Here is a 24,678-nt window from a genome sequence, read left to right as displayed (position 1 = left end):
GTTACCACACCCACCGTAGTCTGTGGGGCAATGACTCCAGCCAGATCGTCGAGGATTGCAGCGTGAGTGAAGCTCGTAGGAAGGCCGCCCCGGCCCGCCGTCGGCAGAAGAGGCACTGGGCGCTCCGCGTTCTCGGCTGGCTGGCCGCGCTCATGTTCCTCGGCATCATCGGCGCGGTCGCGACCTTCTTCATCGTGTACCAGACGACGAAGATCCCCGACCCGAACAAGGAGTTCGCCACCAACACAACCACGGTGACGTACGCCGATGGACGCAACCCGCTCGGAACGTTCTACGACCAGAACCGGACCACCGTGCCGTTGTCGCAGATTCCGAAATGGGTTCAGGACTCGGTGATCGCGGCCGAGGACCGGACCTTCTGGACCAACCCGGGCATCTCGCCGCAAGGCATGGTCCGGGCGGGAGTGAACATCGCCCGCGGTGAGCAGTTGCAGGGTGGTTCGACGATCACCCAGCAGTACGTCAAGGTCATGTACCTGACCCAGGAACGGACCGTTGGCCGCAAGCTCAAGGAGCTGTTCATCGCGACCAAGCTCGGCCGGCAGCAGGACAAGAGCAAGACGCTCGAGGGCTATCTGAACACGGTCTACTTCGGCCAGGGGGCGTATGGCGTCGCCGCCGCGGGGAACACCTACTTCGGTGTGAAGGACCCGAAGCTGCTGACCGTTCCGCAATCGGCCTTGCTCGCCACCGTGCTGAACAACCCGACCCTGTTCGACGTCACCGATCCGGACCCGCGGACCAAGAAACGGATCATCGACCGGTACCACTATGTCCTCGACGGCATGCAGCAGATGGGCACGATCACCCCGGCCCAGGAGGCGCAGTACGCGAACCGGCTGCCTGATCTGTCGAAGATGAAGAAGAAGAGCAGCCGCTACACCGGCCCGAACGGCTTCTTGCTCGACATGGCGAGGAAGGAGCTGGGGCAGCGACTGGAGCAGCTGGGCTTCGACGAGGACGCGATCACCGGCGGCGGCCTGAAGGTGACCACCACGTTCAACTACACACAGCAGAACAAGATGCTCGCCGCGAGGAACGAGACGCCGAAGAAGACCGACGGGCTGCACATCGGGATGGCGGCAGTACAGCCAGGCACCGGTCAGCTGCTCGCGTTGTACGGCGGTCCCGACTTCCTGAAGAGTCAGATCAACTGGGCGACAACCAAGGCCAGGCCGGGTTCGTCGTTCAAGCCGTTCGCGCTGGCCGCGGCGCTCGAGGACGGGAAGTCGATCTACGACATCTTCCAGGGCGACAGCCCGATCACGATCCAGGGCCAGAAGTTCGGCAACGAACTCAGCACCGACTACGGCGATGTCACGCTGCTGAAGGCGACCGAGGAGTCGATCAACACCGCCTTCTACGACCTGGTCGACAATCAGATGGACAACGGGCCGGAGAAGGTGACGGCCGCGGCCGAGGCGGCCGGGATCCCGGCCTCGAAGACCCTCGAGGACGACAAGGCCAACCCGTCCACGGTGCTCGGCCCGGATGCGTACGCCTCGCCGGTCGACATCGCGAACGCCTACGCGACGTTCGCGGCCGGAGGGAAGTACACACCGCTGCACGTGATCAAGGAAGTACGCGGTCCGGACGGCAAGGTGCTCTGGTCGGACGCGAGCATCATGAAGCAGCAGAAGCAGGCGTTCCCGCCGGAGATCGCCAACATGGTGAACTACGTCCTGCAGAAGGTGGTCACGGACGGCACCGGAACGGGCGCCAAGGATCTCGATCGTCCGGTCGCCGGCAAGACCGGCACCGCCGGTGGTGTCGCGGTGGAGGACCGGGCCGAGAACAAGAAGTGCGGCGGCTGTAAGGACGGCTCGGCGACGCTGACCTCGTGGTGGAGCGCCTACACCCCGCAGCTTTCGACCTCCGTGCTGTACCGAGCCGGCAGCACCGGTGAGTCGGACCTGGACCCGTACAGCGACGACCCGGCGTTCTTCGGTGGCAACTGGCCGCTGAAGACCTGGCTGGCGTTCATGAAGTCTGCCCTCGAGGGCGTGCCGGATGCCGACTTCGTCGCGCCGGACGAGGACCAGGTCAAGGACACGACCACCCCGACGTACACGCCGCCGCCGAGCACGCCACCGCCGAGCACTCCGCCTCCGAGTACCCCACCGCCGAGCACTCCGCCGCCGTCGACGCCGCCGCCGAACACTCCGACGAACACGCCGACGAAGACGAAGCCCACCAAGCCGACCAACACACCAGTCTGGCCCTCGTTGCCGACCGGCGGCCAGACGAGCGAACCGACGAAGACTCCGCAGAAACCCGGCGGCGGTCAATAGCTACAGACGGCGGCACCCCATCCGGGTGCCGTCGTCGTTTGTCAGCTAGGTCCCGACATGGGAGACGATAGAGGCGTGACTCGGGCGGACTGTGGTGTGTGGTGGTGCGCGCGTGTTTGAGCGCACGACCGCCGGTGACCCCAAGCCGGGGCGGGCTCGGCGGGCCCGCGTGGACGGGGTCGGTTGGCAGCGGTGGATGCCGTCGGCCCAGGGCCGCGAGGTGCTCGGGTGGTGGCTGGTCAGCCGGGTCGCGCTGTTCGTGCTGTCGGTCTCGGCGCCGCTGCTGTTCAACCGCGGCAACGACTACCCGAACGTCTGGCACGCCTGGCTGCAGTGGGACGTCTGGCATCTGAAGGCGGTCGCCGAGTTCGGCTACAACCACGGTGAGCCGTCCGGCGCGCCACTGGCCGCGTTCTTCCCGGGATTCCCGTTGCTGGTCCGGCTCGTCAGCTACGCCGGCATCGGGTACGTCGCCGCGGGCATCGTGGTCTCCGCGGTCGCCAGTGCGTTCGCGGGCGTGTACCTGGCGCGGCTGGCGCAGTACGAGTTCCCGGAGCTCAAAGGCATCGGTCCGAACGCGGCAATGATCTGGTACGGCGCCCCGGTCGGCGTCTTCCTCGCCGCGGGGTACACGGAGGCGCTGTTCTGCGCGTTCGCCTTCCCTGCGTGGCTGGCCGCGAGGCAGGGGCGCTGGGCGCGGGCGGCCGTGTTCGTCGCGTTGGCGTCGACGGTGCGCGTGTCCGGGATCTTCCTGATCTTCGCGCTGCTCGTCGAGTTCATCACCTCGAAGAAGCGGGATTGGCTGTCGCTGCCCTGGCTGGCGTTGCCCGCAGTACCGGTACTCGGGTTCATGGCGTACCTGAAGCAGATCCACGGCTCGTGGTTCGCCTGGCAGGAGGCGCAGGAGAAGGGCTGGGCGCGTGAGTTCACCTGGCCGTGGATCTCGCTCGAGCACACGTTCCAGGCCGCGAGCAAGGGTCACTTCTCGGCCGACCGCAGCGACTGGACCTGGATGTTCCGTGCCGAACTGGTCGCGCTGTTCGTCCTGCTGCTGCTCCTCGTCTGGCTGTTCTGGCGCCGGTCCTGGGGCGAGGCCGCCTGGGTCGCCGCGACAGTCGGCGCATTCTGTACGTCGTTCTGGATCTACTCGCTCACCCGCGCCACCCTGCTCATGTGGCCGCTGTGGATCGGCCTGGCCGTCCTGGCCCGACGGAGACCGTGGATCGGCCGGCTCTATCTGGCCGTGGCCATACCGTTGGCCGCCATCTGGGCGGCCGGCTTCTTCACCGGTCGCTGGTCCGGCTGAGTAGTTCTGCTCAGGCGCTCCGTCCGCCGCGTCCTTAGCGTGATCCCATGGATGGCCGGACGATCGGCAGGGTCACGGTGCAGGCGGCCTTCGTCGGTGTGGTGGCAGGTGTCGCGTACGCGACGATGCGGCAGTTCGGCGCCCCACTCTGCCCGCCGACAGCGGTGAGCTGCGCGGCGGAGACCGGCGGCGCTCTGTTCGCAGTACAGCTCGGCGGGGTGGCGACCGCGCTGGCGCTGCCGGTGCTGGCGCTGCGGTCCGGGCTCGGGTGGGCGTTCGCGGTCGTCGCCACCGCCGGAATCGTGGCCGTGGATCTTGTCTGGTTCCTGACGATGTCCGACATGTGGACTGTTTTGCGGTGAGGCAACCCTCGGGAGGGTTCGAGCGTCGTTAGGGATGAAGGGGTGGCAGTCCGGGCGGGGACCGCCACCCCTCATCACACTTAGTGACAACAGAGTCTCCGGCGGAACCTCTCAGGGGCAGGCTCCGTCGGGTAGTCCACACCGAGGGCGATGGCACCGGCCGTCGCCCTCGCGTCATGATGCAACCTCTCCGCGGGCTCACCCAGTAGTTCCAGGGTGAGATCACCGGACATGGGAGGGCCGATCGTGAGCGATCGCGACGCGGAGTACCTCGAGTACGTGACGGCTCATCGCGGCCGGATGCTGCGCACTGCCCGGCTGCTCACCGCGGGGGATACGCACTGGGCCGAGGACCTCGTCCAGGTCGCGCTGACCAGGCTGTACGTGCACTGGTCGAAGGTCCGCAAGGAGGACGGCGCGGCGCGGTACGCCGACCGGATCCTGGTGAACGCCTTCCTCGACGAGCGCCGGCGGATGTGGCGCCGCCGGGAGTCGGCCACCGAGCAGCTGTACGACGCCGCCTCGCCGCCGAGTCAGGACCCGGCCGAGCGACTGACTGTGCTGGGAGCCCTCGCGAAGCTCCCGCGCCGCCAGCACGCGGTCGTCGTACTGCGGTACTTCCGCGACTTCGACGTCCAGACCACCGCCGAGCTGATGGGCTGCTCCGAGGGCACGGTGAAGTCCCAGACGTCGCGAGCGCTCTCGACGATGCGCGAGCTCCTGCACGATTCCCTCGAAACCATGGAGAGCCTGCGATGACCGACCTCAAGGAACTGCTCGACGAGGCCGCCGGCCCCGAGCCCACGGTCACCGACGCCGACCTGTCCGCCGACCTGACCCGCGGCCACCGCGCCCTGCGCCGCCGCCGCATCACCGGCTTCACCACCGGCGCGGTCGCGACAGCGCTCGTGATCGGAGTCAGCTGGTCCGTCCTCCCGTCCGGTACGACGAGCGGCGCACCGCAGCCGGCCGTCCAGGCCACCAAGACCCCGAAGCCGGTCCAGACGACGCCGAAGGACTACCGGAAGCTCCACCAGGACACGCGCAAGCCGCCGGTCATTCCGGCGAAGCCGGTGCCGCTGGCTGCCAACAGCACGCCGTTCGCAGGAGTCGTCTTCACCTGCGACCTGATCCCGCGCGGCTGGGCTGTCAGGAGCTTCGCCAAGCAGATCGTGTTGTACGACCCTAAGCTGGCCAACCCGAGCCAGTACCACGACGCGACCTACGTGCTGAACGTCTGGTCGGAAGACATGGTGGACGACGGTGACGGCCTCACACCGGCGAAGTACGGCGAGGCCTGGACGAAGCTGCCCAAGGTACGCGCGGGCAACCAGCAGGCGGTCGCGACCGGCGTACCGGGCAGCCCGTACGGCCGGCAGCAGGTGTTCCTCCGCCAGGGCAACACCAAGCACCTCGTCACGATCACCAACCAGGCGTGGAACCTGGCCTGGGACATGAATACCCTGCTGACGTTCGCCGGTTCCTGTCACTACAAGAAGTGACAGGAACCGGCGATCCGGATCAGCCCCAGTTGCGGTCGATCGACTGCGACGGGGTCGGGCTCGGCTTCGTCTCGGCGACGCGCTTGTCGCTGGGGTGTGTGCCGGTCTCGACGCCCTTCAGCGTCCCGAGGAGCTCGACCTCGGCGAGCGTGACGCCGTCCGCGCCCGCCGCCGGGGTCAGCACCAGGCGGTACTGCGTGTACGCCTTCGGGGACGCGATGCTGAACGACCTCGTGTACGACGCCCACGCGAACGTCTCGCCGGTGCGGCGATCCACCGTGGACCACGTCGTACCGTCGTTCGAGCCCTCCAATGTCCACGCGGACGGCGCCGTACCGGTGGTGCCGCTGGTCAGCGTGTACATGCCGACCGGACGGCCCTGCGGCAGGGCGACCGTGACCGTGGGCTGAGCGCCGGTCAGCGTGACCTGTGTCTTCGAGTCGTTGTCGATCAACGCGGAGACATCAGCACCACCCGCACCGATCACCGCACCGGTGTCGGAGGTCGAGTCGTGCCAGGTCATCGGGTCCTCGCCGGGCTTGGTGATCGACGGCGGTGCGTCGTTCCGGCCGGTGCCCCACTTGGTCGGCTGGTCGGTCATCTCGAACTCGACCTTGCCGCCGTTTGCGATCAGGTCGTGCGGCAGCGCCGTGGACGTCCATGCCTTCCCGTTCACGCGAACGCTCTTCACATAGATGTTCTTCGAGCTGTTCTTCGGCGCGCTGATCACCAGCTTCTTGCCGCCGGCCAGCCGGACCGTCGCCTTGGTGAACAGCGGCGAACCGATCGCGTACGTCGGTGAGCCCACCTGCAACGGGTAGAAGCCCAGCGAGCTGAACAGGTACCACGACGACATCTCGCCGTTGTCCTCGTCACCCGGGTACCCCTGGCCGATCTCCGAGCCCGTGTACAGCCGGGACAGCACCTCGCGCACCTTCTCCTGCGTCTTCCACGGCTGTCCCGCCACGTCGTACATGTAGGTGATGTGGTGCGACGGCTGGTTGCTGTGCCCGTACTGACCCATCCGCACGTCGCGGGCCTCGAGCATCTCGTGGATCGTGCCGCCGTACCCGCCGGTGTGCAGCGCGTCCTCGGGCGTGCTGAAGAACTCGTCGAGCTTCTTCGCCAGCCCGTCGCGGCCGCCGTAGATCGCGGCCAGGCCGGCCCCGTCCTGCGGCGCCGAGAACGCCATGTTCCACGCGTTCGTCTCGGTGTAGTCGTGACCCCAGTCCTGCGGGTCGAACGTGCTGGGCGAGTTGCCCCAGACGCCGTCCGGTCCCTTGCCCTGGAAGAAGCCGACAGTCGGGTCGAACAGGTTGACGTAGTTGCGGGCCCGGTTCAGGAAGTACTTGTAGTTGTCCAGGTACTCCTGCTTGCGCGGGTCGTTCTTCTTCGCCTTGTCGTACAGGGCCTTCGACATGTTCGCGATGCCGAAGTCGTTGATGTAGCCGTCCATCGACCAGCTGAAGCCTTCACCGGTGGTGTTGGCCGTGTAGCCGTTGAACGTCGACAGGTCCATGCCCTTGCGACCGACGTTCTGCGACGGCGGTACGACGGACGCGTTCTTCACGGCCGCGTCGTACGCCGCCTGGACGTCGATCCCCTTGATGCCCTTGAGGTACGCGTCCGCGAAGGCGACGTCGGACGACGTACCGACCATCAGGTTCGCGTAGCCGGGGGACGACCAGCGCGAGATCCAGCCGCCGTCCTTGTACTGCTGGACGAACCCGTTGACCAGCGCGGCCGCATCGTCCTGGGAGAACAGCGAGTACGCCGGCCAGACCGTGCGGTACGTGTCCCAGAAGCCGTTGTTCACGTACGTCTGCCCGGCGACGATCTTCGAGCCGGTCGTGGTCGGGGTGTCGGCGCCGACCTTCGGCGACGTCGGCGACGCGTAGGTGATGACCGGCTTCGACGCGGTGCCGGTGTTCTCGGAGCCGTTGTTCGGGTAGAGGAACAGCCGGTAGAGGTTCGAGTACAGCGTGGTCAGCTGGTCGGCTGTGGCGCCCTCGACCTCGATCGTGCTGAGCTTCTTGTCCCACTGCGCCTGCGCGGCGTCCTTGACCTTGTTGAACTTGGATCCGGCCGGCAGTTCGAGCTCGAGGTTCTTCCGGGCCTGCGCGGTCCCGATCAGCGAGGTCGCGATCCGCAACTGCACCTGGGTGGTCTTGGCGTCGAACATGAAGTATCCGCCGACATCCGCGCCGCCGCCGTTCGCAAGCTTGCCCGAGGCAAGTACCTTCTGGTCCACGACGCCGTAGACGAAGAGCCGGCCGGCGCCGGTGGACAGACCGCTCTTGATGTCGGTGAAGCCGGTGACCACGCCGGTCGCCGGGTCGAGGCTCAGACCGCCGCTGTTGTTGACGTTGTCGAAGACCAGCGACGCCTTGCCGGCCGGGAAGCTGAACCGCAGCATCGCCGCGTGGTCGGTCGGCGCGATCTCGGCCGCGTTGCCGTTGTCGAACGTGACGCCGTAGTAGTACGGCCGGGCGACCTCGTTGTCGTGGCTGAACGACCAGGCCCGCGCCTTGCGGTCCGCGGTCGGGGTGTCGGCGGTCGACGGCATCACCTGGAACGTCTGCCGGTCACCCATCCACGGGCTGGGCTCGTGGCTGATCGACAAGGCCTGCATGGTCGGCTTGTTGTCCTCGTTGTTGCCCTTGGCATAGTCGTACAGCCAGGACGTCGAGCCGGCGTTCGTCACCGGCGTCCAGAAGTTGAAGCCGTGCGGTACGGCGGTCGCCGGGAAGTTGTTGCCCCGCGAGAAACCGCCGGTCGCGTTCGTCCCGCGGGTGGTCAGCGCGAGGTCGGACGGGTGCTTGGCCGCGGTCTTCTGCGCCGCCCGGTCCGGGTTGATCGCGGCGGCGATCCGGATGTCGTCGAGCCAGCCGCGGAAGTCGGCCGGGCCGGACGGCTTGTCGTACCCGACGAGGATCCGCTTGATCGTCTTACCGGCGGCGACCGCGCCGAGGTCGGCCTCGACGTTGTTCCACTGGTTCGTGTAGAGCGCCTTGGAGTCGCCCTGGCCGCGGGGGCTGAGCGTGAACCCGTGGTTGTCCTTGGCCTTCAGATCGCTCAGGTACGTGCCGTCGTCGAACGCGAGATCGAGTGCGGCGTACGTGCTCGGGTAGCTGAGGTCACCCTCGACGTGCTCGGGGAAGATCTTGTACGACAGGCGGGTGTCCTTGCCGACCTTGAGGTCGACGTCGGAGATCTTGTTCCACGTGTAGCCGCGGCCGGTGCTGTCCTGGTGGCCGGCGTACCGGAAGGACTTGACGCCGGTGAAGCCGACACGGGCCCGGGCGTTGTAGGCACTGGTCGGGCCGGAGTCCAGCTGCGACTCGGCGACCGGTCCGGGTGGTGGCAGCGGGGCGCCGTTCGAGAGGTACCAGTCGGCGAGCTGGACGATGTCCTCGCCGTGGTTCAGCGTGACGTCCAGCTTGAAGAACTTGTACGCCGTCTCGTTGGAGAAGCTGTACTCCTTGGTCTGGAACCTGTTCTCGAAGCTCTGACCGGTCTGCGTGTCCAGCGTGGTCCACGCGGCGCCGTCGTTCGAACCGGAGACGGTCCAGTTCTGTGGGTCGCGACCGTCGGCGTCGTTGGCCGAGGTCAGCGCGTACTTGCGGATCACGACCGGGGCCGAGGTCTCGTAGACCAGCCAGCCGGTCGGCTCGAACACCAGCCACTTGGTGAACTTGTCACCGTCGGCCGCGTTGGTGGCGATCTCGCCGCCACCGGTGTTCTCGCCGTTCGCGGTCACCTTGGTGACCTTGTCCATCTCACTGCCGCCGATCCCCGTCGGCGTCGGGCCGCGCACGCCCTCGGTGCGGGGCTTCCCGTCCGGGCCGGTCTCGACGGCATCGGTGTAGCCCGGCTGCGGCTGGCCCGGCTCGAAGGAGGTGAAGAACGAGGACCCGCTCACCACAGGCTGGTCAGCCACGGTGGCCGGAGGGACGGCATGAGCTGACGTCATGGAAGTAGACATTGTCACAATCAGTCCGAGAGACGCGACGAGCCCCAGTGGGCGGCGGAGATCCATACACGCTCCTTGCACAACCGGCCGGCACCACGGGACGCCCCCGCCCACCGGTATGAGTACGCGGCCCCGATGACAAGGTTGTCAGCCCGCGCCCGGGGTGATCCTGCCCAGCTTCGTCACCCCCGGTCAATAGTTCGTAGCGCACTGTCGACGCATGGTGGTGGATCGACACCCCGGCGGTAGGTTGAAGCCATGGACGATCGTGTGCTGGTCACCGGGGCGGCCGGATTCATCGGGCGGGCCGTGGTGGCCGCGCTGCGGGAGCGTGGGGTGCCCGTGACCGCGGTGGATCGGGAGCCGCCGGACCCGTCGTGGGACGAAGGCGTGCACGTGGTGACCGGCGATCTCGCCGTGCAGGAGACCTGCGTCGCGGCGTTCGAGACGCGTCCGACGGCCGTTGTGCATCTGGCCGCGCTGACGTCGGTGCTGCGGTCGGTGGATGCGCCGATGCAGACCTTCGCGCAGAACGTCACCATCACGCAGGTCCTGCTCGAGTTGGCGCGGGGCAGCGGCGTGGACCGGTTCGTGCTCGCGTCGACGAACGCGGTCGTCGGTGACGTGGGTACGTCGACCATCACCGCGGACCTGCCGCTCCGACCGCTGACGCCGTACGGCGCGACCAAGGCTGCGGGCGAGATGCTGCTCTCGGCGTACTCCGGGAGCTACGGGCTGGCGACCGCGGCGCTGCGGTTCACGAACGTCTACGGGCCCGGGATGTCGCACAAGGACAGCTTCGTGCCGCGGATGATGCGGGCGGCACTGAGCGGCACCGGCGTGAAGGTGTACGGCGACGGTGCGCAGCGGCGGGACCTGGTATTCATCGACGACGTGGTGAGCGGGATCCTGCTGGCGCTCGACAGCAAGTACGACGGGCGCGCGATCATCGGCTCCGGCCGATCGGTGTCGGTGCTGGAGATGATCGAGACCGTACGCGAGGTCACCGGGCGTCCGGTTCCCGCAGAACACATCGAGGCACCGGCGGGCGAGATGCCTGCTGTTGTTGTAGATATCGCCAACGACCTCGGCTACAAGCCGACCGTCACCTTGGAAGAGGGCCTGGAACGGACGTGGGTGTACTTCAAGCAGCAGTAAGGCGCCACTGGCTGCTGGTCGTCTTTCTCGCGATCGGTGTTGTACTGCGGGTGCTTGCGACCATCGCCTACCGGCCGGCGATCGTCTACACCGACTCGGTGCAGTACCTGACCAACATGGGGAAGCTGAGCCCCGACCAGCTCAACCCCATCGGCTATGACTTCGTGCTCGGCCCACTGGTCTGGATCGGTGGGCTGACCTTCGTAGTGATCGTCCAGCACCTGGTGGGACTGCTCCTGGGCGTAGCGATCTACGCACTGGCTCGCAGACTCACTGTGTACCGCTGGCTGGCCGCAGTGGCCGCCGCACCCCTCCTGCTCGACGCCTACCAGGTCCAGATCGAGCAGAACATCATGGCCGAGACCACGTTCGACGTGATCCTGGTGGCCGTCCTCTGGCTGCTTCTCGGCCGCGTACCCGGCTGGAAGCGCGCAGCGGTCGTCGGCGTACTGATCGGCGCCGCCTTCTCGGTCCGCGCGATCGGCATGGTCCTGCTGATCGCCGTGGTGCTCTACCTCATCGTGGTCGGCAACGGCTGGCGCAAACGCCGCATGGACGTCGTACGGCGTACTGCGGCAGCTATAGCGGGATTCGGTGTCGTCTTCGCGGCGTACGTCGGCTACTACCACGGTGAGACCGGTCGCTGGGGTTTCACCGGCGCCGAGAACCAGATCCTGTACGGGCGGACCGCCACGGTCGCCAACTGCGCCAAGCTGCCGCTCAACGAGGGCACGCGGCTGTTCTGCCCCAAGGAACCGCTCGGGGAGCGCCTGGGCGTGGACAAGTACGCCCACAACCACTACGGCGACCCGAACTGGCCCGGCCCCCTTCCACCCGGTACGACGAAGCGCCAGCTCGCCACCGAGTTCGCTCACCTCGTGATCAGGCACCAGCCGCTCGACGTGACGTGGGCCGCGCTGAAGGACTTCGGGAAGGGTTTCGCGCCGACGCGGACCAGCTCACCCAACGACGTGCCGCTGAGCCGCTGGCAGTTCCAGCTGATCTATCCGAACCTCAGCGACCCCAACACCGCGAAGGCTGCGGTGAAATGGGGCGGGTCGGAGCCACACGTCACCCACGTACCTGCTGTCATCCTGCGCGCGTACCAACTCCACGGCGGCTACACGTCCGGCACGCTGCTCGGTCTGTACGCACTGATCGCCCTGGCAGCAGTGGCCGGGCTGGGGCGGGCAAAGACGTCAGGTCTCCGCTCGGCCGCACTGTTGCCGGTTGCGGCCGGTGTGATCCTCCTGCTCGGGTCAGCGGCGTTTGAGTTCTCGTGGCGCTACCAACTGCCCGGCCTGGTGTTCTTCCCGCTCGCAGGTGCCATCGGACTACGTGCGGTGCTGGGCATGGACCAGGCTCGCCCTGCGATGGCCGACTACCCGGACACCGTCGATTCCCTTGCAGTAGAGGACTTTGGCACGAGGGAGTTCGCGCCGGTCGTCGTAGTCATCGCGGCGTACAACGAGGCCGGTGGGATCGGTCAGGTGCTCATGAACATGCCGAGGACCTGCGCGGGCCTGCCCGTCGACGTTCTCGTCGTCGTGGACGGCTCGACCGACGACACTGCCGAGATCGCCCGTGAACATGGGGCTTTCGTTTGTGTTGCCCCGAGGAACCGTGGTCAGGGTGCAGCGCTCCGGCTCGGGTACAACCTCGCGGCCGAAGGCGGAGCGGAGTACGTCGTCACGACCGACGCGGACGGGCAGTACGACAACAGCGAGCTCGAAGTACTGCTGGAGCCGATCCTGACCGACCGGGCCGACTTCGTCACCGGGTCACGACGGCTCGGAGCCGAGGACGCGGACAGCCGCTTGCGCTGGGTCGGCGTACGGGTCTTCGCGGTGCTCGCGTCGATCCTGACCCGGCGCAAGCTGACCGACACGTCGTTCGGGTTCCGTGCGATGCGGTCCGAGCTGGCAACCGCCGTGACGCTGCGCGAACCGCAGTACCAGTCGTCGGAGTTGCTGCTCGGCGCGCTGGCCATCGGCGCCCGCGTGGTCGAGCTGCCGATGACGATGCGCCGCCGCGGCGACGGAGCCAGCAAGAAGGGTCCGGGCTTGGTGTACGGCGCGAACTACGGGCGGGTGATGACTACGACGTGGCTACGGGAGTACGTGCTTCGACGGGGTCGGCGGCGGGCGCAGGCTTGGCGAACACCAGCCGGTCGAACAGCACGAACTTCACGATGAACAGGATCGCGTAGGTCGCGAGGTAGGAGCCGGAGACCAGCACCGTCTTCCAGGCGTGTGATTCGATCGGCTGAACCAGGTGGTCGGTCACCGAGGTGACAACCGCGGCGGTGACCGCCGAGCCGATCACGATGATTGTGTACGGCAACTTCTGACCGCTACGGCCCCACGTGTAGCGGCGGTTCAGCACGTAGTTCGGGACGGCGCCGGCGAACCAGGCGACGACGGTCGCGACGATCGCCGCAGTACCGAACCAGTAACACAGAGCGAACGCCAACTGGCTGACCACGGTTGCGACCACGGAGGATGCCGAATACCTCGCCCACAGCAACAATCGGCCGCGGGACAGTCCGGTCTTGGTGATAGCGCGCATCGGGGCCTATTCTGCACCCCCGCACCGCCCGAGGGCAGTCCGGTGGCAATTCTCAGCCGATTGCCAGCGAATAGATGACTCCCGTCACGTTACTGGAGCGGGTACTCGGGATAGGAAGGACTGTGACGACGTTCTCCAACGGAAGGCGGCCGAGCCGTGCGTGTTCTCGTCCTGGGCGGTGACGGCTACCTGGGGTGGCCGACAGCACTGCACCTCTCCGACCGCGGCCACGACACGGCCGTTCTCGACAACATGGCCCGCCGCGGGTACGACCGCGAGCTGGGCGTCCAGAGCCTGGTCCCGATCGAGGACCTCGAGACCCGGGCGGCAGCCTGGGAGGAGGTCTCCGGCAAGCGGATGCCGACGTACGTCGGTGATCTGCTCGACGCCGACTTCGTCTACCGGGTGCTGAACGAGTTCGAGCCGGACGCGATCGTGCACTTCGCCGAGCAGCGCGCCGCGCCGTACTCGATGATCGACCGCGAACACGCTGTGTACACGCAGCACAACAACGTGGTCGGCACACTCAACCTGATGTACGCCATCGCCGAGACCAACCCGGACATCCACCTGGTCAAGCTCGGCACGATGGGCGAGTACGGCACGCCGAACATCGACATCGAGGAAGGCTGGCTGGAGGTCGAGCACAACGGGCGCAAGGACCGGATGCTCTACCCGAAGAAGCCCGGCTCGTTCTACCACCTCAGCAAGGTGCACGACTCGCACAACCTCGAGTTCGGCTGCCGGATCTGGGGGATGCGCGTCACCGACCTCAACCAGGGCGTCGTGTACGGGCAGCAGACCGACCAGACCGTGCAGGACGCGCGGCTGGCGACCCGGTTCGACTACGACGCCGTGTTCGGCACCGTGCTCAACCGGTTCTGCATCCAGGCCGTGCTCGGCGAGCCGCTGACGGTGTACGGCGCCGGCGGTCAGACGCGCGGTTTCCTGGACATCCGGGACACCGTCGAGTGCATCCGGCTCGCGGTGGAGAACCCGGCCGACGCCGGCGAGTTCCGGGTCTTCAACCAGATGACCGAGAGCTACTCGGTGTCCCAGCTCGCCGATCTGGTCGCGGAGTGCTTCCCCGGCCCGGTCCAGGTCGAGCACCTGGAGAACCCGCGCGTCGAGCAGGCCGAGCACTACTACAACGTGAAGCACACGGGCCTGGTCGGCCTCGGCCTCCAGCCGCACCTGCTCTCGGAGACCCTGATCGAGTCGATGTTCGACATCGTCTCCGCCAACAAGGACCGCGTCGACCCAGCAGCCCTCCTGCCCACGGTCCGCTGGAAGGGCCACCTCAAGCAGTAGCTGCCACGAGGATCGTCGGGATCGCGGCCAGGAAGCGGTCCCGACGGCCTCGCCGGCTCTGGTCGGCGAGCCAACTGTCCGCGTCGTCCTGCGTGATGAGCGCGCGCTCGACCGCAGCCGCGGCGGCATTCGCGAGCTGCGGCGCCATCTGCCGGTGGTCCGTGATGACCTCGGTGTGTACGACGACCTCCACCTGATGGAAGCCGCTGTCGATCAGCAGAGCCCGCAGGCCTCGCGCTGCGCGTGGCGCGGCAGTGCGGGATTCCAGTCCGAGCAGTACGACGTCGGTCAGGTCCTGGTCCGATCCGTCGAGCATCAGGAAGCCGTAGTCCTGGCCGCCGACCACGATCCGTCCGCCCGGACGCAGGACCCGATGCGCCTCGGTGATCGTCGGGAGCGGGTCCTCGAGCAGGTGGAACAGGCGCATCGCGCGGTAGCCGTCCATCGATCCGGCCTCGAGCGGCAGGTCGTCGGAATGTGCCACGTGAAACATTGCCCCGGGCGCCCGTTCCTGCGCGACCTCGATCGCGTCCGGATCAGCGTCGATCCCGGTCACCTTCAGGCCCTTGCAGGTCAGCTCCGCGACCGCATGCCCGGCACCGCAGGCCACATCGACACAGGTCGCGCCGCGCTTCAGCCCCAGCAGCCGGTACGACGCCGCGCGCAGCTCGGCCGCACCGGGCCGTTCCTCGATCCGCTCCAGAAAGCCCATGCACCCACGCTGCAACTTCAGGTGCACCTGAAGTCAACAGCGTCAGTCCATCGACACCTTGTCGAACGTCGTGGTTGTGTACCGGACGTCGAGGTCGACCTCGTCGCCGACAGCGGGCGGAGCCACCGACGACGGCAGGAACAGCATGCTGGCCTGCATGTGCGGCGGTTCGGCGAACCAGCGCTGCTTGCCTTCGATGCTGAACGGCGACAACGCCATCCCGGCCGCGTCCAGGCTGCCCTTCGCCATCGCGATCGCTCGCTGCCGGACGCTCGCCGCCGCGGTCGGGGCCTCCAGCCCGACGCCGTGCGCCGTACCGCCGGAGACGATCAGGATGTGACCGTCGCCGCTGACCCGGCGCTGCCGGTAACCGACGCGCTCACCCCGGCGGACCGAATGTACGTCGAGAACCGTCGCCCGGACAGTCAGCGCACCGCGGTCGCCGAGCCACAGCCCGGTGCCCATCCGGAGCTTCACGTCGGGGCCGATGTCGGCCAGCTTCTGGGCGGGCACGTGCGATACCCACAGCGTGCCCTTACGCACGTCGAGCGCCGCCTTCGCCAGGTTCTGGGCCTCGCGCAGGTTGGCCGACGTACCGCCGGCGCCCATCGGGAAGTGCAGCGACCAGCCCTCGAAGCGGATCCGGTCGAGGGCGTTCAGCAGCATCGTGTGCCGAAGCTCGCGGGCCCCGATGCCGTGGCGGCGCATCGAGGTCATCACCTCGATCAGCACCCGGCTGCCGGCCGGGATCGAGACCAGGTCGGCCAGCCGGCTGACGGTGTGGATCACGTTCCTGCTCTGCGGCACCTCGAGGAACGGCCGCCACGGCGACAGTACGACGACGTCCTCGCGCGGGTCCGACGGGACCTCGAAGTACGTCCCGACCGCGACCGTCCGCGCGCCGAGCGCACGAGCCTCGGCCAGCAGCCGGTGGTTCCCGAACCCGTACCCGTTGCCCTTGGCGACCGGAACGATGTCGGGGTTCCACGTGGAACGCAGGTGATCACGCCATCGATCGGAATCGACGTGCAGGACTAGGGGCATGGTGTCAACGCCGTCTCATGTAGAGGTCGAATGCGGTGTAGAGCGCCTTGTTCAACGGCAGATCCCACTCACCGACGTACTCGACGGCCTCGCCGCCGGTCCCGGTCTTGAACTGGATCAACCCGACGTGCGGGTCGTTCGGGTCCAAGGTGTCGGTGATGCCCCGTAGGTCGTACACGGACGCGCCCGCCGCGAGCGCGTCCGTCATCATGCGCCACTGGACCGCGTTCGATCCACGCACGTCTCGCTTGGCGGTCGAGCTGGCACCGTAGGAGTACCAGGAATGACCGCCGACCCGGACCCAGATCGTCGATGCGACCAGGTCACCCTCGTGATGGGCGTTGTAGATCCGGAAGTCACAGCAGCCCGACGGCTGGTTCGCCATCGCGGCGTACATCTTCTCGAAGTACGGCAGCGGCCGCGGCGTGAAGTGGTCCCGGTGCGCGGTCTCGACGTACAGCCCGTGGAAGGCCTTGATGTCCTCGGGTCCGCCCTGCGTCACCTCGACGCCGAGCTTGTCCGCCTTCTTGATGTTGCGCCGCCACAGCTGGTTCATACCCTTGAGCAGGTCGTCCTCGCTACGACCGGCCAGCGGCACCTGGAAGACGTACTGCGGTTGTCCGGCCGCGAAACCCTCCGCGACCCGCGGCGCCTTCCAGCCCAACTTGCGCAGCTGGTCGGTGACGGTCGCGCCGGACGGCTCGATCACGTCCGGGCGGACGTCGCCGAGCTTCGGCTGCTGGCCGCCGGCGATGGCGTCCTTGATCGTCTTCGCGGTCCAGCGCCGGGTCGCGATCGGCGGACCCATCCGGATGCCGAACGCGCCGCGCTCCTGCAGGTGTTCGGCCAGCGGACGCAGATAGGCGCCGAGGTCGATCGCGTCCCAGTCGATCACCGGGCCTTCCGGCAGGTAGGCGAGGTACCGCTTCACCTTCGGCATCTGCCGGTAGAGCACGAGCCCTACGCCGACGAGCTCGGCCGGGTTCGCCGCGTCGTACCAGCCGAGTGACTCCGCCTTCCACTCACTCTTCACCGCCGCCCAGCCAGGGGTCTGCAGGAAGCTTGCCGCCGGCTGTGCCGCAATGTACGCGGCATGCTCGTCGGCCGAGATGGTCCGAATGCTGAAGTCACTCACGGGGGGTCAGAGTACCGGCCCAGCTGCTGCAACCCCAGCTGAGCCGGTTTCTGATCAAACCTGGCTGAGCAGCTTCTCGGAGACGTCCCACAACCGAGTGGCCGACTCCGGATCGAGCGCGTACGGCGCGACGCCGTTCCGCTCGCCCGCGACGTTGGGCAATGCCTCCTGGTTGTCCTCGAAGTACCTGCCTGTCACGCCCAGCACGACCGGGGATGCGGCCAGTAGTACTGACGTCGCGGCACCCTGCTCCACGGTCTTCCAGCGGTACTGGTCCCAGCCCGCCTGCATCTCCTCCGAGACGTGCCGTTGGAGCGCTGTCCGGATCCCGCCGGGCATCAGCGCGTTGGTGACGATCCCGTCGGCGGCCCAGCGCTTGGCTGCCTCGACCGCGAACAGGACATTGGCGGTCTTCGACTGCCCGTACGCCAGCCACGGGTGGTATTCCCGGTGCTCGAAGTGGATGTCGTCGAAGACAACGTCCGACTGCAGATGCGCGCTCGAGCTGACCGAGACGACGCGGGCGTCACCCGCCGCGGCGAGTGCGTCATGCAGGCCGAGGGAGAGGCCGAAGTGGCCGAGGTGGTTGGTGGCGAACTGGTGCTCCCAGCCTTGTGGCGTGCGGTTCAACGGCTCGGCCATCACGCCGGCGTTGTTGACCAGGATGTGCAGCGGGCCGGTCCAGCTGCCGGCGAAGGCGCGCACCGACGCCGGGTCGGCGAGCTCGATCGGAGCGACGAACACGTGGTTGTTGCCGGTGCTCTCGATGATCTCCGCGGCGACACGTTCGCCGGCCGCGGTGTTGCGTACGGCGAGCGTCACCTCGGCGCCCGCTCCGGCGAGCGCGCGGGCGGTTTCGACGCCGATCCCGGACGCGCCGCCGGTGACGACCGCGCGGCGGCCGCTCAGGTCGACGCCGGAGATCACCTCGGCCGCGGTCGAGGTGTACCCGAAGGGAGTGGTGAATCTGCTCATCAGTGACAGTCCTGTTCTGCGAGCTAGGCTTAACCGGAGGAGCCTCCGGTAATGCCAGTTAACCGGAGGTGCCTCCGGTTATCAAGGTCCGCTAGGTTTGACGCCCGAGGGGAGGGGATATGAGTGCTACCGGTGAGCGTCCGCTGCGCGCAGACGCACAGCGCAATCGCGGCCAGATCCTCGACGCCGCGGCGCGTTCGTTCTCGAAATGCGGGCTGGAGGCGACGCTCGAGGGCATCGCGAAGGACGCCGGCGTCGGCATCGGCACCCTGTACCGGCACTTCCCGACGCGGGAGGCGTTGATCGAGGCGGCGTACCGCAGTGAGCTCGCCGCGGTGTGCGATGCCGCGGCGGAGCTGCTTGCGAAGCTCCCGCCCGCTGACGCGCTGCGCGCGTGGATGGATCGCTTCATCGACTACATGTCCCGCAAGATGGGGATGGCCGACGCGCTGCGCGCGGTGATCGCCTCGGGCGCGGACCCGTACGCGCAGAGCCGTGACCTGCTCGTCGGCGCGATTACGCCGATCCTGGAAGCCGGTGCAGCGGCCGGTGATCTGCGGTCTGACATCACTGCCGACGACGTACTGATCAGCCTCAGCGGGGTCGGACTGGCCGCGTCCGACCGACGCGAGCAGGCCGACCGCCTCCTCAACCTGCTCATCGACGGCATGCGGTACGGCGCGTGACGCGCAAGGTCGCGCTGGTCACCGGGTCTGCCTCTGGCATCGGAGCGGCGACCGTGCGGCGATTGGCTGCGGATGGGATGACCGTCGCGGTGCACTCACGATCCAGCTACGAGGCCGGCAAGGCGCTGGCTGCCGAGCTGGGCGGGTCGTACCACCAGGCCGATCTGGCCGACGACGCGGCGGCGCAGGCGTTGGTGCCGGAAGTGGTCAGCGAGCACGGGCGTCTCGACGTACTCGTGAACAACGCCGGCATCAGCTGGCCCGTCCCGCATGCTTCACTCGACGGCCTCACCGCGGACGACTGGCGGCGACTGCTCGACGTGAACCTGATCGCGCCCTGGCTGTTGTGTACGGCGGCCCTCCCGGCGCTGCGCGAATCCGGCGGATCGATCGTGAACGTGACGAGCCACGCCGGCGTACGTCCGAAGGGCAGCTCGATCGCGTACGCCGCTTCGAAGGCCGCGCTGAACCACGTGACGAAGTTGTTGGCGGCCGCGCTCGGACCTGAGGTTCGCGTCAATGCGGTCGCGCCCGGTCTCGTCGACACACCGCTCACCGAGTCGTGGACAGACGCGCAGGAGCTGTGGAAAACCGCGAGCCCGATGCGCCGCGCCGCGCAGCCGTCGGACGTCGCGGACCTGATCTCCGCAGTTATCCACAACGGCTATCTGACCGGTGAAGTCATCCTTCTCGACGGCGGCCTGAACCTGCGCTGATTCTGTCGGTGCCTGCTTCTACGATCGCGGGATGTCTTTGGGTCGAGACTTCCGTCGGTTGTGGGTTGCGTTCACGGTCAGTGCGTTCGGATCGGCGGTGGGTCTCGGGGCATTGCCGTTGGTCGCGGTTATCGTGCTCGACTCGAGCACGCTCCAGGTCTCGATGCTCGCTGCGTTGTCGGCGTTGGCCGGCGCCGCGATCGCCTTGCCGATGGGGGACTTCATCGAGCAGCGCCGGAAGCGGCCGGTGATGATCGCGGCGGATCTGCTGCGGTTCGTGGCTCTCGTCTCGGTGCCGGTCGCGGCGGCGTTCGGAGTACTGACGTTTGCACACCTGTGTGTGGCGGGCGTGCTGCAGGCTGCCGGGACGATCGCGTTCCAGGCGGCTAGCGGAGCGCATCTGAAGGCGCTGATCCCCGCGGCCGGGCGGGCCGAGGCGAACAGCCGCTTCGAGCAGACGAACTGGCTTTCGTTGAGCGTCGGCCCCGCGATCGGCGGCGGGCTGGTCAGTCTGGTCGGCGCGACCATCACGCTCGCGGTCGACGCGGTGTCGTTCCTCGGGTCCGCGATCGGGATCCGGCGGATCCAGCGGCCCGAGCCGGAGCCGATCAAGCGCGAGGGGAAGGCGGACATCACCGCGGGCTGGCGGTACATCCTGCGGCACCGCGGCCTGCGGGCATTGTTCTGGAACTCGCAGCTCTTCGGCGGGCCGGCGATGATGATCTCGCCGTTGTTGGCTGTCTTCATGCTGCGGGACCTCGGGCTGCCGACGTGGAGCTACGGCGTGTTCCTCGGCATCTCCTGCATCGGTGGAGTGATCGGTGCGCGGATGGCGCCTCGGCTCACCCGGCGGTACGGACTGCACTGGATGCTGCTGGTGTTCGGCGTACTGCGGGCGCCGTGGCTCTTGCTCCTCCCGCTCGCGCCGCACGGGATGGGCGGGTTCGTGCTGCTCGTCGTGGCGGAGACTGCACTGCTTGTCGGCGCGGGCGCGTTCAACCCGTCGTTCGCGACGTACCGGATGGAGCAGACCGAGGACGCGTTCATGTCGCGCGTGGTCGGGTCGTGGTCGATCAGCTCGCGGTGCGTGCAGCCGGCGTTCATCGCGCTCGGCGGCGTACTCGCGACACTCATCGGGATCCGTGGCGCGTTGTGGGTGGCGGGGATCAGTTGCGCGCTGAGCGCCGTACTGCTGCCGTGGCGGGCTGCTAAACCAGCTGTCGTGCCTGAGCCAGCCTGACGATCGGACCCATCACGCCACCTGGCTGGCCGTCGAGGTAGTCGGCCGCCTCGCCCGGCGGCAGGACCAGCACCTCGGTGACCTGCTCGCCGTCCTCGGGGTTGGTCGGCTCCTGCTCGATGACGACGTCGGCGACGAAGTTGGCCCAGTACGAAACCGGGTGCGGCAGGTGCGGACGGTACGGCGCGGGCCGGCGATGGTCGGCGCGGTGGGCGCCGAGCCAGGTCAGCGGACCGGTCAGCCGCGCGCCGGCCTCCTCGAGCAGCTCGCGGCTGACGAGTTCCTCGATCGTCTCGCCGGGCTCGCGGGTGCCGCCGGGCAGGAAGCGCCAGCCGAGGTCGTTGCCGCAGACAACGATTCCGCCGGGGGTCCGGCAGACGACGTGGACGTTGCTGATCAGCTCGTCCGGCGGTCGGTCGACGGTGAACCGGACGTCGAGGTCGCCCCACTCCCAGTAACCGGGTGCGAACAGCTCGGGGAACTGCTCTGGCCAGACCTGCATAGCCTCATTCTGCGCTACCGTCGCACCCATGGCGCACCCCGACCCCGAGCCCGAGTCCAAGCCGGGCCCCGACACCGAGCCGGACCCGGCAGCTGAGGCCGGGTCCGAGGCTGACAGCGGGACCGAGGCCGAGGTTGAGGTCGAGGAGAGTGCCGAAGCCAAGCAGCAGCGGACGATCAGCCGCTTCCTGTGGTACTGCTCCTGGCTGACCGTGTTGACCGGTGTCTTCCTGCTGTCCGGGATGCTCCAGACCTTCAAGACCTACAGCGGCCTCGCGTGGCTCGGCACGGTCGTAGCTGTCCTCTGCCTGCTCGCGCTGATCGCCGCGTACGTCGCTTGCGCCCGCGGCCAGCTCACCCTGCGGACTCGCCTGCTCGGCCCGGTCGACCTGTTCCAGTTGAGCACCGTGGTCGTGGCGATCGCCGTGATCTGCGGCCTTCTCGTACCGTCGAGCAACACCGCCGCGCTGGCGCTGCTCCTGCCGTGGGCGCTGACCTACTGGATGTACGGCCTGGACCGGACGAAGACGCCGACTACTTGAGGTGTGCCCGCAGGTAGTCCAGGTCGGCCTTCTGCCCGTTGTTTGCGTTCGGGGTCTCGACGACGACCGGTGCGCCGGCCGCCTGCACGACCGCGACGATGTCGGCCGGGTCGATATGACCCTCTTCGAAATTGCTGTGCCGGTCGGCGCCGGAGCCGAACTCGTCACGTGACCCGTTGGCGTGGACCAGGTCGATCCGCCCGGTGATCGCCTTCACCTTCTCGACGATCGTCGGCAGCTCCTCACCGGCCGCGTGGAAGTGACACGTGTCCAGGCAGAACCCGACGTTCTCCAGCCGGTCGTTGCCCGAGGCCTGCACCGCCTCCCAGAGCCGCGCGATCCGCTCCAGCTGCCGGGCCATCGCGTTCTCGCCGCCGGCAGTGTTCTCGATCAGCAACGGCACCGGCAGCTCGGCCCGCTCGATGCACTTGCGCCAGTTGTCGAACCCGGCCTCCGGGTCGTCCTCGTCGCCGACGTGGCCGCCGTGCACGATCACGCCCTTGACGTCGATCTCGGCCGCCTTGTCCAGCGTCTGCTGCAACAGCTTCCGGCTCGGGATCCGGATCCGGTTGTTCGTGTTCGCGACGTTCAACCGGTACGGCGCGTGCACGTAGAGATCCACGCCCGCGGCGGCGGCGCGGGTCTTCAGCGCCTCCTCGCCATCGGCGTACGCGAGCTTGGGCGCCTTGTAGTCCTGCGGGTTCCCCAGGAAGAACTGCACCAGGTCAGCACCCCGATCAGCGGCCTCCGCCAACGGGTCGTCCTGCTCCACATGCGCACCGAGCTTCACAGTCATAACCCCACCCTAGGACCCCGCACGGACACTTCAGGAACCCCATCCTGCCGACCGCGTCACCGTCCGCTCGTCCTCGCTCGGAGGCTGCACCGGCCGGCCCTCAAACTCCGTGGACAAGACGATGTGGGTGTTCATCTCACCGTGCTCGCCGAGTCGCTCGAACAGTCCCTCGAGGTGCGGCATCGACGTCACCCGGACCCGCAGCATCGAGCACGAGTTGCCGCTCAGCTTGTGGATCTCGAGTACTTCGGGGAAGTCCTCGGCGCGTGTGGTCTTCAGCAGGCATCGCCCAGTCGTGCAGCGCATCTGGACGAACGCCGACAACGGCTGTCCGGCCCGTGCCGGGTCGATCTCGGCGCGGTATCCCTTGATCACGCCGGCCTCCTCCAGGCGTCGGACCCGGTCGGCGACCGCTGGTGGGGAGAGGTTGACCCGCTTGCCGAGCTGGTTGAAGGAGAGGCGGCCGTCGGACTGCAGGGCGGCCAGGATCTGCCAGTCGGTGGAGTCGAGTTCGCGCTCCTGAAAGGTCATGTCCCCAGAACACCTTCGATATCGGTCCTCCACAAGGGCAGACGCCTTCCCTTGAGCATTCAGTGCGGCCGTCGGCCTTTCTAGCGTGGTAGGCATGCTGATCCCCGTCGTTGTCGCCGCCGCCCTGATGAACGCCGCAATGGTCGCTGCCAGTGCAGTCAGCGCCATCCTGATCGCCGACGACCTCGGCCCGGCACTGGCCGGCCTCCCCAACACCGCAGGTGTCCTCGGCACAGCTGCCGGAGCGATGGCAGTCGGCCGCTGGACAGCTCGCCTCGGACGCACCCAGGCACTACGGACCGGGTACGGCGTGGGCGTCGCCGGGGGAGCGTCGACGGTTCTGGCCGCCGTCGGCGCACCGATCGCACTCCTCTTCCTGGGCATGTTCCTGCTCGGCGTGGGCAACGCAGCAAGCCTCCTGTCCCGGTACGCCGCCGCCGACGCCGCTCCGCCTTCCCGACGTTCCCGGGCGATGAGCACGGTCGTCTGGGCCAGCACACTCGGCGCTGCGGGCGGACCGTTCCTCATGGCGCCGTCCCAGTCCTTCGCGTTCGGCTTCGGTCTCCCGGCGATTGCAGGTCCGTTCCTCCTCGCCATGGCGGCGGTCTTCTCCGCACTGGTCGCGTCGACGTACATCCGGCGTACCAAGTCGACCGACGCGCCTCAGGTCCGTCGAGTGTCCGGCGGTCGCTCAGTACTACTGGCGGCCGGCGTCATGGTTGTGGGCCAGTTGGTGATGGTGTCCGTGATGACAGCAGTCCCTGTCCATACGCACTTGCACCACGACGGGCTCGGGCTGCTGGGAGTCATGCTGTCTGTCCACACCCTGGGGATGTTCGCCCTGTCTCCGCTGACGGGCTGGTGCATCGACCGCTTCGGGCCTCGCGTGGTGACGCTGGCCGGGCTGGCCGGGTTGCTGGCGGCGGCAGTACTCGTCACTCGGACCGGACTGGTCTTCACACCGGCGCTGTTCTTGCTGGGCTACGCCTGGAACCTCTGTTACCTCGGCGGTAGCGCTCAGTTGGGATCAGCCGAGCTCGAGAGCCGCGTGGAGTCGTCGATCTGGACCGTCTCCGCGCTCGCCACCGCCACGTCGCCGTGGCTGTTCACACTCGGCGGCTTCCCGGTGCTGTCGGTCATCTCGGTGATTCTCGCCGTACCGTTGCTCGTGCTGGTGCTCCGTCGCGGTGAGCGCATCGTCGTAGCTCAATGACACAGAGTCATCACAAGAGGCCTGTGGATATGGTCAATAGGCCGTTCGGACGCTGGTATTCTCTTGATGTGGCCCGGTCCTCGACCGGGCTCACT

Annotated in this window: 22 protein-coding genes; 13 read left to right on the top strand and 9 right to left on the bottom strand. The window is 67.7% G+C overall.

Features of this window, described 5'->3' with window-relative positions; genetic code table 11:
- Positions 1 to 62: 62 nt before the first annotated feature.
- The 5 genes from EV645_RS13565 to EV645_RS13545 all read left to right on the top strand — a co-directional run bounded on the left by EV645_RS13565 (position 63) and on the right by EV645_RS13545 (position 5,482).
- Positions 63 to 2,312 (top strand): transglycosylase domain-containing protein, encoded by a 2,250-nt coding sequence (locus EV645_RS13565; RefSeq protein WP_130443191.1) that lies wholly within the window; start codon positions 63 to 65, stop codon positions 2,310 to 2,312.
- A 112-nt stretch (positions 2,313 to 2,424) separates the two neighbouring features.
- Positions 2,425 to 3,618, top strand: coding sequence for a mannosyltransferase family protein (locus EV645_RS13560; RefSeq protein ID WP_242000367.1), 1,194 nt, complete (start codon positions 2,425 to 2,427; stop codon positions 3,616 to 3,618).
- A gap of 47 nt (positions 3,619 to 3,665) precedes the next feature.
- On the top strand, positions 3,666 to 3,980 hold the full coding sequence (locus tag EV645_RS13555) for a hypothetical protein (protein WP_130443189.1): 315 nt from the start codon (positions 3,666 to 3,668) through the stop codon (positions 3,978 to 3,980).
- 243 nt (positions 3,981 to 4,223) lie between these two features.
- Positions 4,224 to 4,739, top strand: a complete 516-nt coding sequence (locus tag EV645_RS13550) for a SigE family RNA polymerase sigma factor (protein WP_242000406.1) — start codon at positions 4,224 to 4,226, stop codon at positions 4,737 to 4,739.
- Positions 4,736 to 5,482, top strand: coding sequence for a hypothetical protein (locus tag EV645_RS13545; protein WP_130443185.1), 747 nt, complete (start codon positions 4,736 to 4,738; stop codon positions 5,480 to 5,482). The genes EV645_RS13550 and EV645_RS13545 overlap by 4 nt, the downstream gene beginning before the upstream one ends.
- A 19-nt stretch (positions 5,483 to 5,501) precedes the next feature.
- On the opposite strand, the gene EV645_RS13540 is transcribed toward EV645_RS13545, so the two are convergent.
- Complete coding sequence (locus tag EV645_RS13540; RefSeq protein ID WP_242000366.1) at positions 5,502 to 9,455, bottom strand: GH92 family glycosyl hydrolase; 3,954 nt, start codon at positions 9,453 to 9,455, stop codon at positions 5,502 to 5,504.
- Between the two features lie 258 nt (positions 9,456 to 9,713).
- Here EV645_RS13540 and EV645_RS13535 point away from each other — a divergent pair, with 258 nt between their 5' ends.
- Positions 9,714 to 10,613, top strand: coding sequence for an NAD-dependent epimerase/dehydratase family protein (locus EV645_RS13535; protein ID WP_130443181.1), 900 nt, complete (start codon positions 9,714 to 9,716; stop codon positions 10,611 to 10,613).
- On the top strand, positions 10,589 to 12,808 hold the full coding sequence (locus EV645_RS13530) for a glycosyltransferase family 2 protein (RefSeq protein ID WP_130443179.1): 2,220 nt from the start codon (positions 10,589 to 10,591) through the stop codon (positions 12,806 to 12,808). The genes EV645_RS13535 and EV645_RS13530 overlap by 25 nt, the downstream gene beginning before the upstream one ends.
- Here EV645_RS13530 and EV645_RS13525 read toward each other — a convergent pair.
- The gene (locus tag EV645_RS13525; RefSeq protein WP_130443177.1) at positions 12,711 to 13,181 is read right to left on the bottom strand and encodes a GtrA family protein; all 471 of its coding nucleotides are present in this window, start codon (positions 13,179 to 13,181) and stop codon (positions 12,711 to 12,713) included. The genes EV645_RS13530 and EV645_RS13525 overlap by 98 nt on opposite strands.
- 156 nt (positions 13,182 to 13,337) lie before the next feature.
- Here EV645_RS13525 and EV645_RS13520 point away from each other — a divergent pair, with 156 nt between their 5' ends.
- Positions 13,338 to 14,492 carry an NAD-dependent epimerase/dehydratase family protein gene (locus tag EV645_RS13520; protein WP_130443175.1) on the top strand — a complete coding sequence of 385 codons (1,155 nt, stop codon included), beginning with the start codon at positions 13,338 to 13,340 and terminating at the stop codon, positions 14,490 to 14,492.
- Here the strand turns inward: EV645_RS13520 and EV645_RS13515 are convergent.
- The 4 genes from EV645_RS13515 to EV645_RS13500 are packed head-to-tail and all read right to left on the bottom strand — an operon-like array spanning position 14,482 to position 18,358.
- The gene (locus EV645_RS13515; RefSeq protein WP_130443173.1) at positions 14,482 to 15,204 is read right to left on the bottom strand and encodes a methyltransferase domain-containing protein; all 723 of its coding nucleotides are present in this window, start codon (positions 15,202 to 15,204) and stop codon (positions 14,482 to 14,484) included. The two genes, EV645_RS13520 and EV645_RS13515, sit on opposite strands and share 11 nt — an antisense overlap.
- 42 nt (positions 15,205 to 15,246) lie before the next feature.
- Positions 15,247 to 16,248: an alanine racemase gene (locus EV645_RS13510; RefSeq protein ID WP_130443171.1), complete on the bottom strand. Its 1,002-nt coding sequence runs from the start codon at positions 16,246 to 16,248 to the stop codon at positions 15,247 to 15,249.
- 4 nt (positions 16,249 to 16,252) lie between these two features.
- Positions 16,253 to 17,383: a lipid II:glycine glycyltransferase FemX gene (locus EV645_RS13505; protein ID WP_130443169.1), complete on the bottom strand. Its 1,131-nt coding sequence runs from the start codon at positions 17,381 to 17,383 to the stop codon at positions 16,253 to 16,255.
- Positions 17,384 to 17,437: 54 nt separating this feature from the next.
- Positions 17,438 to 18,358 (bottom strand): SDR family NAD(P)-dependent oxidoreductase, encoded by a 921-nt coding sequence (locus EV645_RS13500; RefSeq protein WP_130443167.1) that lies wholly within the window; start codon positions 18,356 to 18,358, stop codon positions 17,438 to 17,440.
- Positions 18,359 to 18,477: 119 nt separating this feature from the next.
- Here EV645_RS13500 and EV645_RS13495 point away from each other — a divergent pair, with 119 nt between their 5' ends.
- The 3 genes from EV645_RS13495 to EV645_RS13485 are packed head-to-tail and all read left to right on the top strand — an operon-like array spanning position 18,478 to position 21,000.
- Complete coding sequence (locus EV645_RS13495) at positions 18,478 to 19,044, top strand: TetR/AcrR family transcriptional regulator (RefSeq protein ID WP_130443165.1); 567 nt, start codon at positions 18,478 to 18,480, stop codon at positions 19,042 to 19,044.
- Positions 19,041 to 19,760: an SDR family NAD(P)-dependent oxidoreductase gene (locus EV645_RS13490; RefSeq protein WP_130443163.1), complete on the top strand. Its 720-nt coding sequence runs from the start codon at positions 19,041 to 19,043 to the stop codon at positions 19,758 to 19,760. The genes EV645_RS13495 and EV645_RS13490 overlap by 4 nt, the downstream gene beginning before the upstream one ends.
- A gap of 31 nt (positions 19,761 to 19,791) precedes the next feature.
- Complete coding sequence (locus EV645_RS13485) at positions 19,792 to 21,000, top strand: MFS transporter (protein ID WP_130443161.1); 1,209 nt, start codon at positions 19,792 to 19,794, stop codon at positions 20,998 to 21,000.
- On the opposite strand, the gene EV645_RS13480 is transcribed toward EV645_RS13485, so the two are convergent.
- Positions 20,969 to 21,502: an NUDIX domain-containing protein gene (locus EV645_RS13480; RefSeq protein WP_130443159.1), complete on the bottom strand. Its 534-nt coding sequence runs from the start codon at positions 21,500 to 21,502 to the stop codon at positions 20,969 to 20,971. The two genes, EV645_RS13485 and EV645_RS13480, sit on opposite strands and share 32 nt — an antisense overlap.
- 28 nt (positions 21,503 to 21,530) lie before the next feature.
- Here EV645_RS13480 and EV645_RS13475 point away from each other — a divergent pair, with 28 nt between their 5' ends.
- Entirely contained in the window at positions 21,531 to 22,043 is a 513-nt protein-coding gene (locus EV645_RS13475) for a hypothetical protein (RefSeq protein WP_130443157.1), read from the top strand.
- Here the strand turns inward: EV645_RS13475 and EV645_RS13470 are convergent.
- Together EV645_RS13470 and EV645_RS13465 are read right to left on the bottom strand one after the other, a co-directional pair.
- Positions 22,036 to 22,839, bottom strand: a complete 804-nt coding sequence (locus EV645_RS13470) for a deoxyribonuclease IV (RefSeq protein ID WP_130443155.1) — start codon at positions 22,837 to 22,839, stop codon at positions 22,036 to 22,038. The genes EV645_RS13475 and EV645_RS13470 overlap by 8 nt on opposite strands.
- A 30-nt stretch (positions 22,840 to 22,869) precedes the next feature.
- On the bottom strand, positions 22,870 to 23,370 hold the full coding sequence (locus EV645_RS13465; protein WP_130443153.1) for an Lrp/AsnC family transcriptional regulator: 501 nt from the start codon (positions 23,368 to 23,370) through the stop codon (positions 22,870 to 22,872).
- Between the two features lie 94 nt (positions 23,371 to 23,464).
- Here EV645_RS13465 and EV645_RS13460 point away from each other — a divergent pair, with 94 nt between their 5' ends.
- A complete protein-coding gene (locus EV645_RS13460) occupies positions 23,465 to 24,583 on the top strand; it encodes an MFS transporter (protein WP_130443151.1) in 1,119 nt (372 codons plus the stop codon).
- Positions 24,584 to 24,678 lie beyond the last annotated feature (95 nt).

This window comes from Kribbella rubisoli (genome assembly GCF_004217145.1).
GTDB lineage: Bacteria > Actinomycetota > Actinomycetes > Propionibacteriales > Kribbellaceae > Kribbella > Kribbella rubisoli.
The sequence above is the reverse complement of the archived record's forward strand: the minus strand, read 5'-3'. Positions and strand labels throughout refer to the sequence as shown.

Excerpts from the sequence above, each read along its gene's own strand:
- EV645_RS13525 (WP_130443177.1), bottom strand. The coding sequence starts at position 13,181 with ATGCGCGCTATCACCAAGACCGGACTGTCCCGCGGCCGATTGTTGCTG.
- EV645_RS13500 (WP_130443167.1), bottom strand. The coding sequence starts at position 18,358 with ATGAGCAGATTCACCACTCCCTTCGGGTACACCTCGACCGCGGCCGAG.
- EV645_RS13485 (WP_130443161.1), top strand. The coding sequence starts at position 19,792 with ATGTCTTTGGGTCGAGACTTCCGTCGGTTGTGGGTTGCGTTCACGGTC.
- EV645_RS13470 (WP_130443155.1), bottom strand. The coding sequence starts at position 22,839 with ATGACTGTGAAGCTCGGTGCGCATGTGGAGCAGGACGACCCGTTGGCG.
- EV645_RS13465 (WP_130443153.1), bottom strand. The coding sequence starts at position 23,370 with ATGACCTTTCAGGAGCGCGAACTCGACTCCACCGACTGGCAGATCCTG.
- EV645_RS13475 (WP_130443157.1), top strand. The coding sequence starts at position 21,531 with ATGGCGCACCCCGACCCCGAGCCCGAGTCCAAGCCGGGCCCCGACACC.
- EV645_RS13515 (WP_130443173.1), bottom strand. The coding sequence starts at position 15,204 with ATGGGCTTTCTGGAGCGGATCGAGGAACGGCCCGGTGCGGCCGAGCTG.
- EV645_RS13460 (WP_130443151.1), top strand. The coding sequence starts at position 23,465 with ATGCTGATCCCCGTCGTTGTCGCCGCCGCCCTGATGAACGCCGCAATG.
- EV645_RS13480 (WP_130443159.1), bottom strand. The coding sequence starts at position 21,502 with ATGCAGGTCTGGCCAGAGCAGTTCCCCGAGCTGTTCGCACCCGGTTAC.
- EV645_RS13510 (WP_130443171.1), bottom strand. The coding sequence starts at position 16,248 with ATGCCCCTAGTCCTGCACGTCGATTCCGATCGATGGCGTGATCACCTG.
- EV645_RS13545 (WP_130443185.1), top strand. The coding sequence starts at position 4,736 with ATGACCGACCTCAAGGAACTGCTCGACGAGGCCGCCGGCCCCGAGCCC.
- EV645_RS13535 (WP_130443181.1), top strand. The coding sequence starts at position 9,714 with ATGGACGATCGTGTGCTGGTCACCGGGGCGGCCGGATTCATCGGGCGG.
- EV645_RS13555 (WP_130443189.1), top strand. The coding sequence starts at position 3,666 with ATGGATGGCCGGACGATCGGCAGGGTCACGGTGCAGGCGGCCTTCGTC.
- EV645_RS13540 (WP_242000366.1), bottom strand. The coding sequence starts at position 9,455 with ATGACGTCAGCTCATGCCGTCCCTCCGGCCACCGTGGCTGACCAGCCT.
- EV645_RS13495 (WP_130443165.1), top strand. The coding sequence starts at position 18,478 with ATGAGTGCTACCGGTGAGCGTCCGCTGCGCGCAGACGCACAGCGCAAT.